Below are 14,245 nucleotides of genomic sequence, written 5' to 3'. Positions count from 1 at the left end.
AAATATAAACATTTTTGGGTAATTATCCCTATGTTTTGCACAATTAATTGCCACCCCCCTTCCTAAAAGTGAGCTTTTTCCGTTATTTACGACAAAAAATACATACACCACAAAAGAGATACGAAAATGAAAAAGAAGCCACCATTGATGTATGAGACAGTCAATGATAGCTTCTTTTCTCGTTCATTCGAATTCAAATGTTTTGCTATTGCACGTCTGAGGTCATCTCTAAAAATTGCTCTATATCGGCAATAACCAGATTCGCAGCATTTTGCCAGAAGTCCGCTTGTGTCAAATCTGTACCCAGATGTTTCTGAGCCAGTTCCTCAACAGTCATTCGTCCAGTATCACGTAGCAAATCATCATATTTCCCCGCAAAAGCGGCACCTTCTTGCTGTGCCCGAGCATAGATTCCCGCACTAAACATGTACCCGAAGGTATAAGGGAAATTATAGAAAGGTACACCTGTCAGATAGAAATGTAGCTTTGATGCCCAGAAATGAGGATGATTTGACGCAAGAACACCGCAATACGCCTCTTCTTGAGCCTCCACCATTAATCTGCTCAACTCATCCGCACTTACCAGGCCCTTCTTACGCTGCTCATAGAAACGATTCTCAAACAGGAAACGAGCATGTATGTTCATAAAGAACGCAACACTGCGTTGTATTTTATCTTCAAGCAACGCCAGCTTCTCCTGCTCATCACTCGCAGTTTGGACTAATGCATCAGCAACAATCATCTCTGCAAATGTAGAAGCCGTCTCAGCCACATTCATCGCGTAACGCTGATTCAGCGCTGGCAGTTCTTCCATGATATGCTGGTGGTATCCATGACCAAGTTCATGCGCGAGTGTGGATACATTCGACGCCGTTCCAGAGAAGGTCATAAAGATCCGAGTCGCTTTGCTTAGTGGCAATGAAGTGCAGAATCCACCTGGACGTTTGCCCGGACGATCTTCGGCTTCAATCCATCGGTTCTCAAAAGCCATCTCTGCAAAGCTCGACAGTTTAGTACTGAACTTGGCAAATTGCTCCACGATCGTCTGGGCTGCCTCGTCATAGGTCACTTTGCCAACAGACTTGCCCACCGGTGCTTCTACATCGCTCCAGCTCAGCTTATCGACACCAAGCAATTGGGCTTTTCGCTCCAAATACTTTACAAGTACCGGCTTGGCTCCGTTGATGACCTCCCACATCGTATCCAGCGTTTGGCGTGACATCCGATTAATCGAGAGAGGTTCCTTCAAGATATCATGCCATCCACGCTTCTCATACAGCTTCAGGCGGAAACCTGCGAGATGATTCAATGTATCTGCGCAGAAATCCTCCACATCTGTCCAGGCCTGCTCCCATGACGCAAATACCTGCTCACGCACTCCACGATCGGTGTCACTAAGCTTGTTAGCAGCTTGTCCTGCGGACAGCATAACCGTATCTCCATCCTGTTCAAACGGGATATTCACTTTGCTTACAATCGTGTTGTAAAATTTGCCCCAACCATGATAACCATCCACACCCAGATCTAGAGCAAGCCCCTCCAGATCCGGTGACAATTTTTCTTTCGCTTGTGTACGACTCTCGTTTAACACAAAAGACAGTGGTTTGATTTCCGGACGTTCAAGCCATTCAGTCCATACATCCTCTGGCATCAGGCTAAGTGTATTGTCGAATTTGGATTTACTGCTGTTCAGCATCGCTGCAATAGAACTTACAGCCCCCTGAAGTTGAGCCGCTTTTTTATCCTGCTGGTTTTGAGCGGACAAACAGGATACAAATGCAGAACCTTCAGAAATTCGGACATAACAGCTCTGTAGCAGTTCGAGAATAGAGTCAAAAGCCTCCGTGTCTCCCAATGTCGTTGGAGCAGCCGTCTGATTCAATGTTTCTTGCAGCTTTCTTACATCCGTTTCCAGATCATTCAGATATGCAGCGAATGCTTCGGAAGAAGAACCTCCACTAAAGATGGACTCCAGATCCCATACAGGATGTAATGGCATTTTCATCTAATAAGGCACCTCTTTCTATAGATTCGATATAAAGAATTGAATTAAAAACTGGTTTTATACGCAACGTATCTCTATACTAGAGAAATAATGCAGCAACTTTTTCAGGAGGTAAGTGTATGAAACCTTTACAAGTATCGGCCGAAACAGCCGTCAAATTAGCAGCATCTCTGGGCATGCCTTTGGAACATTTAATGCACATGCCTCAACATATTCTCATGCAGAAGATTGCAGAACTGGCCAAGGAAGAGGCAGCTAAACCTTCTGATCAGGAAGACAAGTCCGAATGATCCCTTTTGAAAATAGTTGGCCATATGATGTGATTATGGGGGATATTTATGTACAGCAATGCCCTTATTGCAGTGCAAACAACGTACTCCTCCCCCTCAAGCCCAAGGAACTCATCCGTATCCGTGAAGGAAAAAAGAAATTACTTGTCTTTCCGTGCTGTAATAGCAGCATGACCGTCATTGATACCGATAACGATTACCTGTTGTCCAGTCGCCCTGTCCGATAAATATGTTAGCACTTAAGTCTAGAAGGGGCTGCGCTTCGCAGCCCCTTTGTCTGCTTCCAGCATCTCTTGAGGTAATTCCATTTTCCCCGAGATCATCTGTTCACGCAGTAGCGCCCATTGTTCTCTCGAAGCACGAATCATCGCTGCATCCGTAATCCGCTTGTCATGAATGACCCGGCCGAACCACTGGACCGCTTCATGGAACCTTCCTACTCTGCGATTCAACTCTCCCAGCAGATATAGCAATTTGGCTTCATTGCCACCTGTTCCTTCCCGTTCAAACACCTTAACATAAGCCTCCAGGCTGAATTCGAGAAAACGATGCTCCTGCGTATGATCTTCCATATACCGGTATAACCAGGCAATATGATGAAGCAGACCAGCAACAACACGATCTTTTTCCTGAATAACCTGAGCACACAGCAAACCTAACTTGTATGTAGCCAGTGCCTGCTCCAAATTTCTTGCCCCACTATAATCCCGCTTAAGCCAGCGGTTTCCGATTTGTTCGATAAACGCCTTGCGCTGCATCTCATTCAGATTGACTGATGAATTTTCGGTTGAAGCAAATCCACATGAAGGGCAAATTCGGACCACATAAAAATCCGGATTCTCCTGTTTGTAATACGCGCAAAAATCAGAATCCGTTCGGTAAGGCCGTTTCAAACTTGGTCTCACTCGTGACGTTTCAAACTCTTTCTCGCAGTAATTACATGTCACCTTCACCTTATACAACGGCTCTAATTCCACTTGTTCCATCCCTCTCCCGTAAGGCTTGTCGTATAATTGGAACTATGGTGTGTTTACAAAATGGTGAGCAGGCCCGGATAAACGCTGCAAAATAAACGAATGCAACGGTTCCTCCACGCCAACTTGTGTTAACGCCTGATTCATACAGGCAAGCCACGCCTCTGCTCTCTCCACCGTCACCTCAAAGTGCATATGACGAGCACGCATCATCGGATGTCCAAAAGCCTCAGAGAACAGCGCTGGACCCCCAAAAAATTGAGACAGAAACATGTATTGCTTGTCTATCACCGGCCTGATATCTTCCGGGAAGAGCGGTGCTAGCTTTTCATTTTGCATTACAATTGGATAAAAAGCCTCCACCAATGCACGAACGCCTTGCTCCCCGCCAAGATTGTCATAGATACTTAAACTTTGATTCATGCTTCTTCCCCCTTTCATATGTCGAATTTTGTAATATAGTACATGTCACATGAACATGCTCAACAACAGATCAACAAACCTGGACCCTAAAGGCCAGCATCTTCATTCTATCAAAAAAAAACAAAAAGTCCTATATTACATGAAAGATCAGATTTGACCAGAGCCTTATGTACCAAGGAATTTCGGATTGAAGATGACAAAAAAAGCGCCAACCTTAAGGGCTGGCGCATCACATATTTCATTAATAACTTCGCCAATCTTCCTCTTCAGTACGCACCAGCGAGGCACGTATCACATACACAAATGCACAGACCAAGACTCCGGCGACAAGACTCATGATCATCACTCCATCCTTATTGATTCCACCTCTATAACCATTAGGTGACGTTCAGGCGTTTTTACCATTTTAGCATACATCATTCAAAAACACAGCTACCTTTGCAAGCGCTTTCCAGATATTATTTTGTACTGTTTGTCCATTGTTTTTCATATATTGATGGCAAAGCTACATCATGGATTGCAGATCATGCATTTTAATCATAAAAGGAGAGAATTTCATGAACGTTCCTCGGCGCATTATGCAAACTTCGGTAATCCTCACTCTCCTTATCATTTGCGTGCTAATGGCTTTGTATCCATCCGAGACCTGGCATGCCAGCGTGAGGGGGCTATCGATTTGGTGGGATGTTCTGTTCCCTTCCCTGTTTCCCTTTCTGGTATTATCCGAGTTGTTGCTCGGTTTTGGTATTGTGCATTTTCTGGGTACGTTGCTTAATCCACTCATGCGTCCGATATTCCGCGTTCCTGGAAGCGGAGGGTTTGTCTTTGCAGTAAGCTGTGCTTCAGGTTATCCCACCGGCGCTAAACTGACGGCACAATTATGGGAACAAAAACTGGTCACACGAGAGGAAGGTGAGCGGCTGGTCGCATTCACCACGTCATCTGATCCAATCTTTATGATTGGAGCCGTGTCCGTTGGTTTTTTTCACAATACATCCATCGCCCCAATTCTTGTGGCATCGCATTATTCGGCTGCTTTTCTTGTAGGTGTGCTCATGCGTTTTCATGGTCGTTCCGCTGCAGATCTGTCCTCCGAACCTTCTCCTGCTCACGGAGAGCATCGCAGTCGTTTCCTGCGAGCGATCTATTCAATGCACGAAGCAAGACAAGCAGACGGACGGGCATTTGGTGAATTATTACGGCACGCCGTATCCTCTTCCCTCAGGCTTATTATTATCGTAGGAGGACTGGTTGTATTCTTCTCCGTCATTATGGAATTATTGGTGCAGACCGGCTGGCTTGGAGTATTATATACCTTGACGGAACAAGGACTTCAACATGCCGGTTTGCCACCTTCCTTGTCCCATAGCCTCGTTGGCGGATTGTTTGAGGTGACGCTTGGATCCAAGGAAGCCGGAGTTGCAGCTAGCACCGTACCTCTTGTTTTCAAAGTTGCTGCTGCTTCCTTCGTACTTTCCTGGGGCGGACTATCCGTCCATGCACAGATTATGAGCGTCTTAAGTAACACCCCAATGCGGTACGGTCCGTTTTTACTAGCCCGAGCGATTCATGCCGCAATTGCACCGTTACTTGTTATCGCGTTATGGCCACTTTTCATGGGAAAAATCACTCTACCTTCATTTTTGGATACCACGTATATCCCTTCACTCTCTACATATACACCAGGATGGATGCTCATCGGGACAACAGGAATAATGGTGTTCGTTTGCATACTCTTCATTCTGTTGTGTCTTGCCTGGATTCATTCGCATCTAATCCCAAAACGAGGTGAAAAATAGAGTCTCGTGCAAATAGTTTGCCCTGAAGTTGAATCGGACATTGTGTTATGGCGCGGAATTGATTATCATCGGTAGTATAATGACCACAAAGGAGCTTTCATCTTGAGATACTATGTTCAAGACCGCGGAGACCAGTTATCCATTGATCTTAGTCAGCAGTTTCATGCGCTGGCAAAGGAAGAAGGATTCAAGCTGGATGCAGAATCGCCGGAGATTGTCATCTCCATCGGAGGCGATGGAACGATGCTTCAAGCTTTTCACAATTTCATCGATCGCATTCCAGATATTGCTTTTGTTGGGGTTCATACAGGCCATCTTGGCTTCTATGCCGACTGGAAGAAGGAAGAATTACGGGAACTGGTTAGACTTATGAGCGGTAAAGGCGATCCTGATCTCCTTAAACCGCGTATTGTGAAGTATCCATTGCTGGAACTGGAGATTCGTAAAAAGTCAGGCAACGCCTCTTACATCGCTCTGAATGAATTTACGTTAAAAGGGGTAGATGGTACAGTTGTGGCACAGGTGGACATCAACGACGTTACATTTGAGATGTTTCGGGGCGATGGTATCTGTGTATCCACACCTTCCGGCAGTACGGCTTACAACAAGGCGCTTGGCGGGGCCATGGTACATCCAACGATTGAAGCGATTCAGATTGCCGAGATTGCTTCTATCAACAACCGTGTGTACCGAACACTCGGTTCACCCGTCATTTTGCCCAAGCATCATCACTGTGATATTTTCTCACGTAAAGATCAGCGTCTTCTGCTGACCATTGATCATGTCAATGTGATGGTAGAGGATCTGATCTCCGTTCGCTGTCAGGTCTCTGAGCAAAAGGTCAGCTTTGCGCGTTTTCGGCCCTATCCTTTCTGGAACCGGGTACGCACTGCCTTTCTTGACTAGGCCAAGCCAGTACATCTGACTAAACGCAATACACACCAAAAAAGCGGTCCTTTTTAGGAACCGCTTTTTGCTTTCGCTTGAGGCTGCTCTTTGCACTTCTGAAGCACAAAGTATGCACAGCCAAAGTTACAGTATTCATTGATGTAATCCACCAAATAAGAGATGGTTGAATCCTTTGTTGCTTTGGGGTGATTGTCCCGATAAAAACCTTTGAGTCTCAACTGACTATATCCCCAGTCCCCAATAATATAGTCGTAACGCTCCAACACTTCGCTGTAACGATCACGAAACACTTCAGGGTTCCAGGCCTGCTTGTGGTTTTGAACAATTTCGTAGTTTTTAGAACCGACCTGTACAATGACAGGCTCGTTGGGTTTCTCCTGAACGGATTCCTGCACAGTTTCTTGTATCTGCTGCTCGTTTTGTTGCTGTTCTTCCATAGTTTTATCCTGTTCCAATCCGGACTCCTCCATCACGCGTGTGTTGCCGCCTGTTCCGTATGCTGGTTCGCTGATTTTACCTGTTCATGTGCATGATAAGAACTGCGTACCATCGGGCCGGATTCAACGTGACTGAATCCACGCTTCAATCCTTCCTGTTTCAATGCTGCAAATTCTTCAGGCGGATAATACTTCTCAACAAAGAGATGTTTCTCGGATGGCTGTAAGTATTGACCAATCGTCATAATATCACAGTTCACCGCGCGAAGATCATCCATCGTTGCTAAAATTTCGTTATATTCCTCACCCACACCCAGCATAATGCTTGATTTCGTTGGGATGTTAGGCTGCATCTCTTTGGCACGAGCAAGCAATTCCAGTGAACGTTTATACTTTGCTTTGGCACGCACTTTATCTGACAACCGTTCAACCGTTTCGATGTTATGGTTCAAAATATCCGGTTTGGCATCCATAACGATTTGCAGCGAATCCCGATCGCCCATAAAGTCCGGAATAAGTACCTCCACACTGCATAGCGGCAAACGCTTGCGTACTGCTTTCACCGTCTCAGCAAAAATTGTGGCTCCTCCGTCTTTCAAGTCATCCCGAGCTACACTTGTAATTACGCAATGCTGCAGGTTCATCTGCTCTGCTGCTTCTGCTACGCGTTCCGGTTCCTGTAAATCAAGTTCCGTTGGCAGACCGGTATTGACCGCACAAAATCGGCATGCTCTTGTACAAATATCGCCCAAAATCATAAAAGTAGCTGTTCGATTCGCCCAGCATTCATAAATATTCGGACAACGTGCTTCCTCACATACCGTATGCAATGTTTTGGAACGCATCATGTTTTTAATTTCCTGATAGTTATCTCCGGTTGTCAATTTGATCCGAATCCAGTCCGGTTTCGGTTCTTTAACACGTTTAGCCAATGCATAAACCTTCTTTCTACTGAAGTTAGGCTGTTGCTCGGAACATATTATACCATGAAAGGCTTGGAAAAACCCCCATTTGTCACATCTTGTGCATGCACAACGAAATGGATAAAAACAGAACGTTTGAAGAACGCTAAGGTATAGCTTGATTTATCGGGCATACATGCATCATCTCAATGGAAAGGGGCTGCTTCCCTGTGCAACAGCACTGGTCACTCCGTAACACCTACGGCTTTTGCATTAAAACCTTACTCGCAGGCGCTCTGCTTCTCCCATTCCTGCCTGCTGATGTTTACAGTGAATCTCTTCAAAAGGATATCCAAGCACAGACTGTGGAGCCAAAAGCAGCCGACATTTTCGCTGCACGCCGTCATCTATATGATAGTATTGGCCAGATGACCCAAATACCATGGTACAGATTGGCCGCGATTGATCAGTATGAACGAACCATTACACGCGCGCACCCTAAGGATCGTAAACATCCTGATCGTTTAACGGGTATTTTCATGACCTCTCCGGCCTGGAGAGGCTGGCTGAATCCGAATGAGACAGACCAGCATCCTCAATCTATTCTTTTCTTCAATGGCAAAGGCCGAGATGGATCAGGAGACGGGATTGCGGACTCTAACAATGATTTGGATGTGCTCTACAGCATGGCGTCGTTCATACAGCAGTATGGAAACAAACCAGAGGATTTTGGCATTGGTCTCTGGGAGTACTACCACAATTCGAGAGCGGTGCAGCGAATCCAGCAATTTGCGAAACTATATGAGCATTTTGACAATCTGGACCTGTATGGGCACGCCTTTCCTGTTCCACTCGGCACCAATTATTCCTATCGCAGCACATGGGGAACAAAACGCAGCTGGGGTGGATACCGCATTCATGAAGGAACCGACATCTTTGCTCCACACGGATTGCCGGTACGCAGTACCTGTTACGGCATTGTCGAGATTAAAGGCTGGAATCCATTCGGTGGATGGCGGATTGGTATCCGGGATTTGAACAATCATTATCATTATTACGCTCACTTATCTGGCTTTGATAAAGGGGTTCGAATCGGTGATGTAGTTACTCCTGGTCAGGTTGTAGGCTGGGTCGGCAGCTCCGGCTACGGCAAGCCGGGAACTCAAGGCAAATTTCCTCCGCACCTTCATTACGGCATTTACCGGGACAGCGGTCTGCATGAATGGTCATTCGATCCGTACCCACTGCTTAGACATTGGGAGCAGGAAGAGCGCAGCCTGAGAAAGAAAAAGAGTAAATAAAGGGCACGCAGCTGGGAGCGAAAAGCCAGTAAAAGATGTACTTCCGCTGGTTTCAAGACATATCTAAGCATAGGATAAGGGGAACCTCTGTAATTGCGGAGGTTCCCCTTTTGTATAGTTATGCGCTTGATACTCACAACTCATATACTCTTACTGTCCGTTTCTACCGGACATGCCTTACTATTGCAAATTGCAATTTGCTATTTCGCTTATCTAGTGATGCCATTAGTTTTATGTTTAAGGATGGCCACTCTGTCCAGACTGGAAGTTTCCGTTCAGATCAGGCGGATCCAGTTCAAGCTCAAGCCCGTTCTGCTGTGTATGGTTTTCCGTAGCTTGCTGCGGGCTTTGTATCTGTGGCTGATTGCCAGATGTCTCGCCGCCATGATTCGTACCTGTACCACTCCCGTTGTTACTGCTAGTACCTCCACCGCCGTTCCCTGTGTGACCATTACCGCCATTTGATACGCCTGCCTGCCCCGAAGGTAGTGCAATCGCAGGAGCATTACTGCCATTGCTGCCAACTGGTTTGCCTTGATTATCGTAATAATACATCGGTACGTCACCAACAACGAGCAGATAGGAGATCGGGATTTCCGTATCAACGGTTTCTGGTTCCATGTCAAAAGGCACAACCACGGCAACCTCGGCAATAATGTGGATGTATACCTCGACCAGAATCATGTTAATGCCTGCATTCTGCTGACGGGTATTCAGGTCAACCTTGACCGCCCCCTGCGGTTCAATACGAACGGGTATGCTAGGGCCAAACGAGGCCAATACGGGACTGCCCAGCGCCTGACCAAGCGGAATTTTTTCTTTCAACATATGCACATTCTGAAGGGTAGACTGCACGACATTCATCGTACTTGCCGTGATGCGCATATGTTCGTTATAGTTCAACATAAAACCCGAAACTTTGCCCGCCATGTCGGTTTTCCAATCAATCAAACCTTCCGTTGCCTTGCCTTCAGCAACCTGAGCCGTAATGGCTTTATTAATCGCTTCGGTTGCAATCTGCTTCACCCTGATCTTAGCCAAGTGCATAATCGGCGGCTTCATCTTTTTGTCCACGTAAGCAAAACCCTGCATCAGACAAAATATAGCTATGAGCAAAGCAATTAACCATATTTTGCGCCTGCCACTAGGTTGTTTCGGCGGCCGCCGTCTTCGGCTTCGCCATCTCTTTCGCATCATCGGAGCGTCCCTCCCCTGCGGGATGAGCCATAGGCTTATATGATATGCATATGCAATGTTGTCCTGAAAAAGAAGGACAGCACACCGCATGGCATGACGGAGTGGCCTGATCGGTAAATCCGCAGGATGTACAAATAAGGCTACGGCAGGCGCAAAAAAACCTTCCGCCCGAAGCAGATATGCCATCTGCCCAGGCGAAAGGTTTACTTTTCACACTAGAGAAATCTTTAGGATTGTCCAAATGAGGGAATTAGTTTTTCTCCACCGCATGTCCACCGAATTCGTTACGCAGTGCCGCAACGACTTTACCCGTGAACGTATCAGTTTCCAGGGAACGATAACGCATCAACAAGGAAAGCGCGATAACCGGCGTAGCCGTTTGAAGGTCAAATGCTGTTTCAACGGTCCAGCGGCCTTCGCCGGAAGAGTGCATAACCCCTTTGATTTCATCCAGGTTAGCATCTTTGGAGAACGCACGCTCTGTCAATTCCATCAGCCAAGACCGGATAACGGAACCGTTGTTCCATACACGCGCAACTTGTTCAAAGTCAAAGTCAAATCCGCTTTTCTCCAATACGTCGAAGCCTTCACCGATGGAAGCCATCATACCGTACTCGATTCCGTTGTGTACCATTTTGAGGAAGTGACCGCTACCTGCTTTACCTGCATACAGATAACCGTTTTCTACGGAAGTATCTTTGAAAGCCGGCTCAACGATCGCCCAAGCTTCCGGATCTCCACCGATCATGTAACATGCACCGTTACGCGCACCTTCCATACCGCCTGAAGTCCCTGCATCCATATAGTGAATGCCTTGTGGTTTCAACTGTTCATAACGACGAATGGACTCTTTGTAGTGAGAGTTGCCTGCTTCGATGATAATGTCACCTTTGGACAGCAATGGGCTCACTTCAGACAGTACAGCATCCACAACGTTGTGAGGAACCATGATCCACAGCACACGTGGAGACTCCAGGGATTCAACCATTTCTTTGTATGAGGAAACGCCTTGAGCGCCGTATTCTTTCATTTCTTTAACCGCTTCTGCATTCAGGTCAAAGGCAACCACTTCGTGTTTGTGATCAATCAAGTTTCTGCCCAGGTTCAAGCCCATTTTTCCGAGTCCGATAAGTCCAAGTTTCATGATAAAATCCTCCTGTTTTGCGATTGTTTTGAGTAGAATCAGGATACAGAACACATCCCGCTGTTGCCTACCAACCGTTCCGGTTACGGATCGTTCTTTCGATCGCTGTTGTATTCCAATTTTTTTGAATTTCCTAGCTGTACGGGTAAAATTGGACTACAAAGGCGAACACTTCGTTTCTGCAGAATCGATTCCGTCCCCTCCACTACGTGGTCAATGATTATGTGTGCTTAAGCCGTGATGCTTCTGCCATCTATATAAAATGTTTGCGGCCTTCTGGCTGAATGAGCCAGAAGGGCTTATGCAAAATTGGAACGGTATAATTTAGAGCAATGGAAATATTAAAAATACTCGAGGAATGTTTCCTCTCTTACCACCAACGGAATCCATTCTCCGCAGTCAGGCGATCTGCTGATTCAGGTCCATTCGAACCTGCATTGTACGTATCCAGAGGAATGCTACCTGCCGCAAAGGCCTCCTGAATCGGTTGTACCCACTGCCATGCCAGTTCAACTTCGTTCCAGTGTGCAAAGAAAGTGGAATCTCCACGCATCGCGTCAAAGATCAAGTTCTCGTACGCTTCAGGAACGTTACGTTCTCCTGAGTTAAAGGTCATATGCATCGGCTCTACCTCACCGTGATTCAGTGGGTTTTTCGCATTCAATTGAAGAGAGATACTTTCTCCGGGACCAATTTCCAATGTCAACAGGTTTGGAGCCATCGTATTTTCGGATTCATGGCCTGTTTTGAGCGGAGCCTTAAATTCAACGACAATTCGGGTTGATTTCTCAGCCATGCGTTTTCCTGTACGAATATAGAAAGGAACCTCATCCCAGAACGGATCATCCAGCCACAGTCTTGCAGCTACATAGGTCTCATTCTGAGAGTTAGCAGGGATACCTGGCTCGTCCAAATAACCAACGACTGCGGAGCCTTGAAGCTCGCCTGCACCATATTGGGCGCGAACTACTTCTGATGCTACATTCTCCTTGTTTAATGGGCGTAGCGACTCAGCAATTTTTTTCTTTTTATACTGAATTTCTTGCGGTGTGCAGCGTTTTGGCAGATGCAATGCAATCATCATCAGCAGTTGAAGCATATGGTTCTGGAACATGTCGCGAAGAGCACCACTTTGATCATAGTACGCAGCACGTTCCTCAACACCTACAATTTCACTGGCTGTGATCTGTACATTCGCAATGTAACGGTTAGACCAGAGTGCCTGAATCACCGGGTTGGCATACGTCAGTGTTTCGATGTTTTGTACCATTGGTTTTCCTAGGAAGTGGTCGATTCGATAAATTTCTTCTTCCGCAAAGGTATTACTCAGCTTCTCATTCAGCTCACGAGCAGATTGCAAATCATGTCCAAATGGTTTTTCGATAATCAGTTTCTTCCAGCCTTTCGTGTTACCCAGACCGCTTTCTTGAATATTTAGTGCGATTGGCTCGAAAAATTCTGGTGCAACCGACATATAGAACATACGGTTTTCCGGGATATTCAATTCTTGCTCACGCTCTTGCACCAGTTGAAGCAAACGGCTGTAATCTTCAGGCTTCGTATTGTTCAGCGAACAGTAACGGAAGGCTTCGATGAAATCACGTACTTGTGCTGCCTCCTCCGGCTTTTGACGAGAGAATTCCTGCAGTGACTTTTCCACATTCGCCTGGAAGTTTGCATCCGACAGTTCACGACGGCCCAAACCGATGACGGAGAATGCCTTCGGCATTTTTTGGTCTACGTACAGATTGTATAATGCAGGGTAAATTTTACGTTTGGCTAAATCGCCTGTTGCCCCGAACAGGACAAATGTCATTGCATCCATTGGAGTGCCTCCTATGATCTGTGCAGTATAGTATATGATGTTGCAAAATGGTCGAATCCAAGCATGACAAAAGACGGAATAAGTGGGCACGTCGCCCGCCTTGCCTCCGTTTATTAACGTTGCCTCAATCCAACCATGGGAACATTCCTTCTCTCCACAACCTTAATCATCTTTGATTAGGTTATAAATTGTAACCTTAAGAATTAACGTTACCCATATTACACCTGTCGTCACAATTCGTCAACATTCATGTCTAACCTGTGAACCCCAGTGTTTACAGGGGTTTTGTTGAATGTTAACGCTTTATGTGGTAAGTTTAATAGCAATTGGATTGTGACATTTTATACATATAACCTGTGGACAAGAAGGTTACAATAAGTATACTAATTATAGTACAAGGGATACTAAATCAAAGGAGTACAGTTATGAACGATGATGAGAATGCTAAGCAAATGTGCTCAAAAGTGGAACAATCTTATCAGATCATTGGTCGAAAATGGGTAGCTTTAATTATCCATGCGTTAATGGATGAACCTAAACGCTTCAGTGAAATTCATGCTTATATTCCCGATCTGAGCAAACGTGTATTAAATGAGCGTATGAAGGAATTGGAAGAAGAGGGACTGGTCGTGCGGCATGTCGTTACTGAACGTCCCGTTCGGACTGAATATATGCTGTCTCGCAAAGGAAGCGAATTGGGGCGCGCGTTAAGCGCGGTAGAACGATGGGCGGAGAAGTGGCTTTAAAGGATATAAAATATTCCCTAATATAAAATTTATTATTTTGTAGTATATGCATTAATATACATGTTACCCGAATGATAAAAATATAAAATCCAAGTGTTGCCCCTTTTCAAAACGACAGATTGTAATATGAAGTGCGACACCTAATGGAAATAAATAAAAAATGGCCCATGGCCGGATTCGTGTAGAATGAAGGTTCCTACACCACATTCACACAAGGAGAATCCACCATGAGCTACACACATCTTAGCATAATCGAACGCAGCAAGCTAGAAATCCTCCACAAGCAGGGGAAA

The 14,245-nt window shown here is 45.8% G+C and carries 14 protein-coding genes; 6 read left to right on the top strand and 8 right to left on the bottom strand.

Annotated features, from left to right (window positions below; all coding sequences use genetic code 11):
- Window positions 1-205 precede the first annotated feature (205 nt).
- Window positions 206-2,005: a M3 family oligoendopeptidase gene (locus tag AB4Z30_RS23295; RefSeq protein ID WP_441929833.1), complete on the bottom strand. Its 1,800-nt coding sequence runs from the start codon at window positions 2,003-2,005 to the stop codon at window positions 206-208.
- Window positions 2,006-2,124: 119 nt separating this feature from the next.
- Here AB4Z30_RS23295 and AB4Z30_RS23290 point away from each other — a divergent pair, with 119 nt between their 5' ends.
- Window positions 2,125-2,295 (top strand): YycC family protein, encoded by a 171-nt coding sequence (locus tag AB4Z30_RS23290; protein WP_441929832.1) that lies wholly within the window; start codon window positions 2,125-2,127, stop codon window positions 2,293-2,295.
- Window positions 2,292-2,522 carry a hypothetical protein gene (locus AB4Z30_RS23285; protein ID WP_441929831.1) on the top strand — a complete coding sequence of 77 codons (231 nt, stop codon included), beginning with the start codon at window positions 2,292-2,294 and terminating at the stop codon, window positions 2,520-2,522. Before AB4Z30_RS23290 ends, AB4Z30_RS23285 begins: the two co-directional genes overlap by 4 nt.
- Before the next feature lie 18 nt (window positions 2,523-2,540).
- Here AB4Z30_RS23285 and AB4Z30_RS23280 read toward each other — a convergent pair whose 3' ends face one another.
- Window positions 2,541-3,272, bottom strand: coding sequence for a DUF2225 domain-containing protein (locus AB4Z30_RS23280; RefSeq protein ID WP_441929830.1), 732 nt, complete (start codon window positions 3,270-3,272; stop codon window positions 2,541-2,543).
- 42 nt (window positions 3,273-3,314) lie between these two features.
- The gene (locus tag AB4Z30_RS23275; protein WP_441929829.1) at window positions 3,315-3,692 is read right to left on the bottom strand and encodes a globin domain-containing protein; all 378 of its coding nucleotides are present in this window, start codon (window positions 3,690-3,692) and stop codon (window positions 3,315-3,317) included.
- Window positions 3,693-4,249: 557 nt separating this feature from the next.
- Between AB4Z30_RS23275 and ylbJ the strand changes: the two genes are divergently transcribed.
- Window positions 4,250-5,491, top strand: a complete 1,242-nt coding sequence (ylbJ, locus tag AB4Z30_RS23270; protein ID WP_441929828.1) for a sporulation integral membrane protein YlbJ — start codon at window positions 4,250-4,252, stop codon at window positions 5,489-5,491.
- Window positions 5,492-5,593: 102 nt separating this feature from the next.
- Window positions 5,594-6,397, top strand: coding sequence for an NAD kinase (locus AB4Z30_RS23265; RefSeq protein ID WP_090919650.1), 804 nt, complete (start codon window positions 5,594-5,596; stop codon window positions 6,395-6,397).
- A 53-nt stretch (window positions 6,398-6,450) separates the two neighbouring features.
- Here AB4Z30_RS23265 and AB4Z30_RS23260 read toward each other — a convergent pair whose 3' ends face one another.
- Both AB4Z30_RS23260 and lipA read right to left on the bottom strand, forming a co-directional pair.
- Window positions 6,451-6,855, bottom strand: coding sequence for a YutD family protein (locus AB4Z30_RS23260; protein WP_441929827.1), 405 nt, complete (start codon window positions 6,853-6,855; stop codon window positions 6,451-6,453).
- A gap of 14 nt (window positions 6,856-6,869) precedes the next feature.
- A complete protein-coding gene (gene lipA / locus AB4Z30_RS23255; protein ID WP_123064726.1) occupies window positions 6,870-7,769 on the bottom strand; it encodes a lipoyl synthase in 900 nt (299 codons plus the stop codon).
- A gap of 242 nt (window positions 7,770-8,011) precedes the next feature.
- Between lipA and AB4Z30_RS23250 the strand changes: the two genes are divergently transcribed.
- Window positions 8,012-9,040: a M23 family metallopeptidase gene (locus tag AB4Z30_RS23250; protein ID WP_441929904.1), complete on the top strand. Its 1,029-nt coding sequence runs from the start codon at window positions 8,012-8,014 to the stop codon at window positions 9,038-9,040.
- Window positions 9,041-9,277: 237 nt separating this feature from the next.
- Here the strand turns inward: AB4Z30_RS23250 and yunB are convergent, their stop codons facing one another.
- The 3 genes from yunB to zwf form a co-directional block, all read right to left on the bottom strand.
- Entirely contained in the window at window positions 9,278-10,237 is a 960-nt protein-coding gene (gene yunB, locus AB4Z30_RS23245; protein WP_441929826.1) for a sporulation protein YunB, read from the bottom strand.
- A 250-nt stretch (window positions 10,238-10,487) separates the two neighbouring features.
- On the bottom strand, window positions 10,488-11,381 hold the full coding sequence (gene gnd / locus AB4Z30_RS23240; protein ID WP_441929825.1) for a phosphogluconate dehydrogenase (NAD(+)-dependent, decarboxylating): 894 nt from the start codon (window positions 11,379-11,381) through the stop codon (window positions 10,488-10,490).
- 370 nt (window positions 11,382-11,751) lie between these two features.
- Window positions 11,752-13,206, bottom strand: coding sequence for a glucose-6-phosphate dehydrogenase (gene zwf / locus AB4Z30_RS23235; RefSeq protein WP_441929824.1), 1,455 nt, complete (start codon window positions 13,204-13,206; stop codon window positions 11,752-11,754).
- 425 nt (window positions 13,207-13,631) lie between these two features.
- Here zwf and AB4Z30_RS23230 point away from each other — a divergent pair, with 425 nt between their 5' ends.
- Complete coding sequence (locus AB4Z30_RS23230) at window positions 13,632-13,952, top strand: winged helix-turn-helix transcriptional regulator (RefSeq protein ID WP_441929823.1); 321 nt, start codon at window positions 13,632-13,634, stop codon at window positions 13,950-13,952.
- Window positions 13,953-14,245: the final 293 nt, after the last annotated feature.

The sequence above is a fragment of the Paenibacillus sp. 2TAF8 genome (assembly GCF_052114825.1).
Taxonomy (GTDB): Bacteria; Bacillota; Bacilli; order Paenibacillales; family Paenibacillaceae; genus Paenibacillus.
This window is presented reverse-complemented; position numbering and strand designations above follow the sequence as displayed.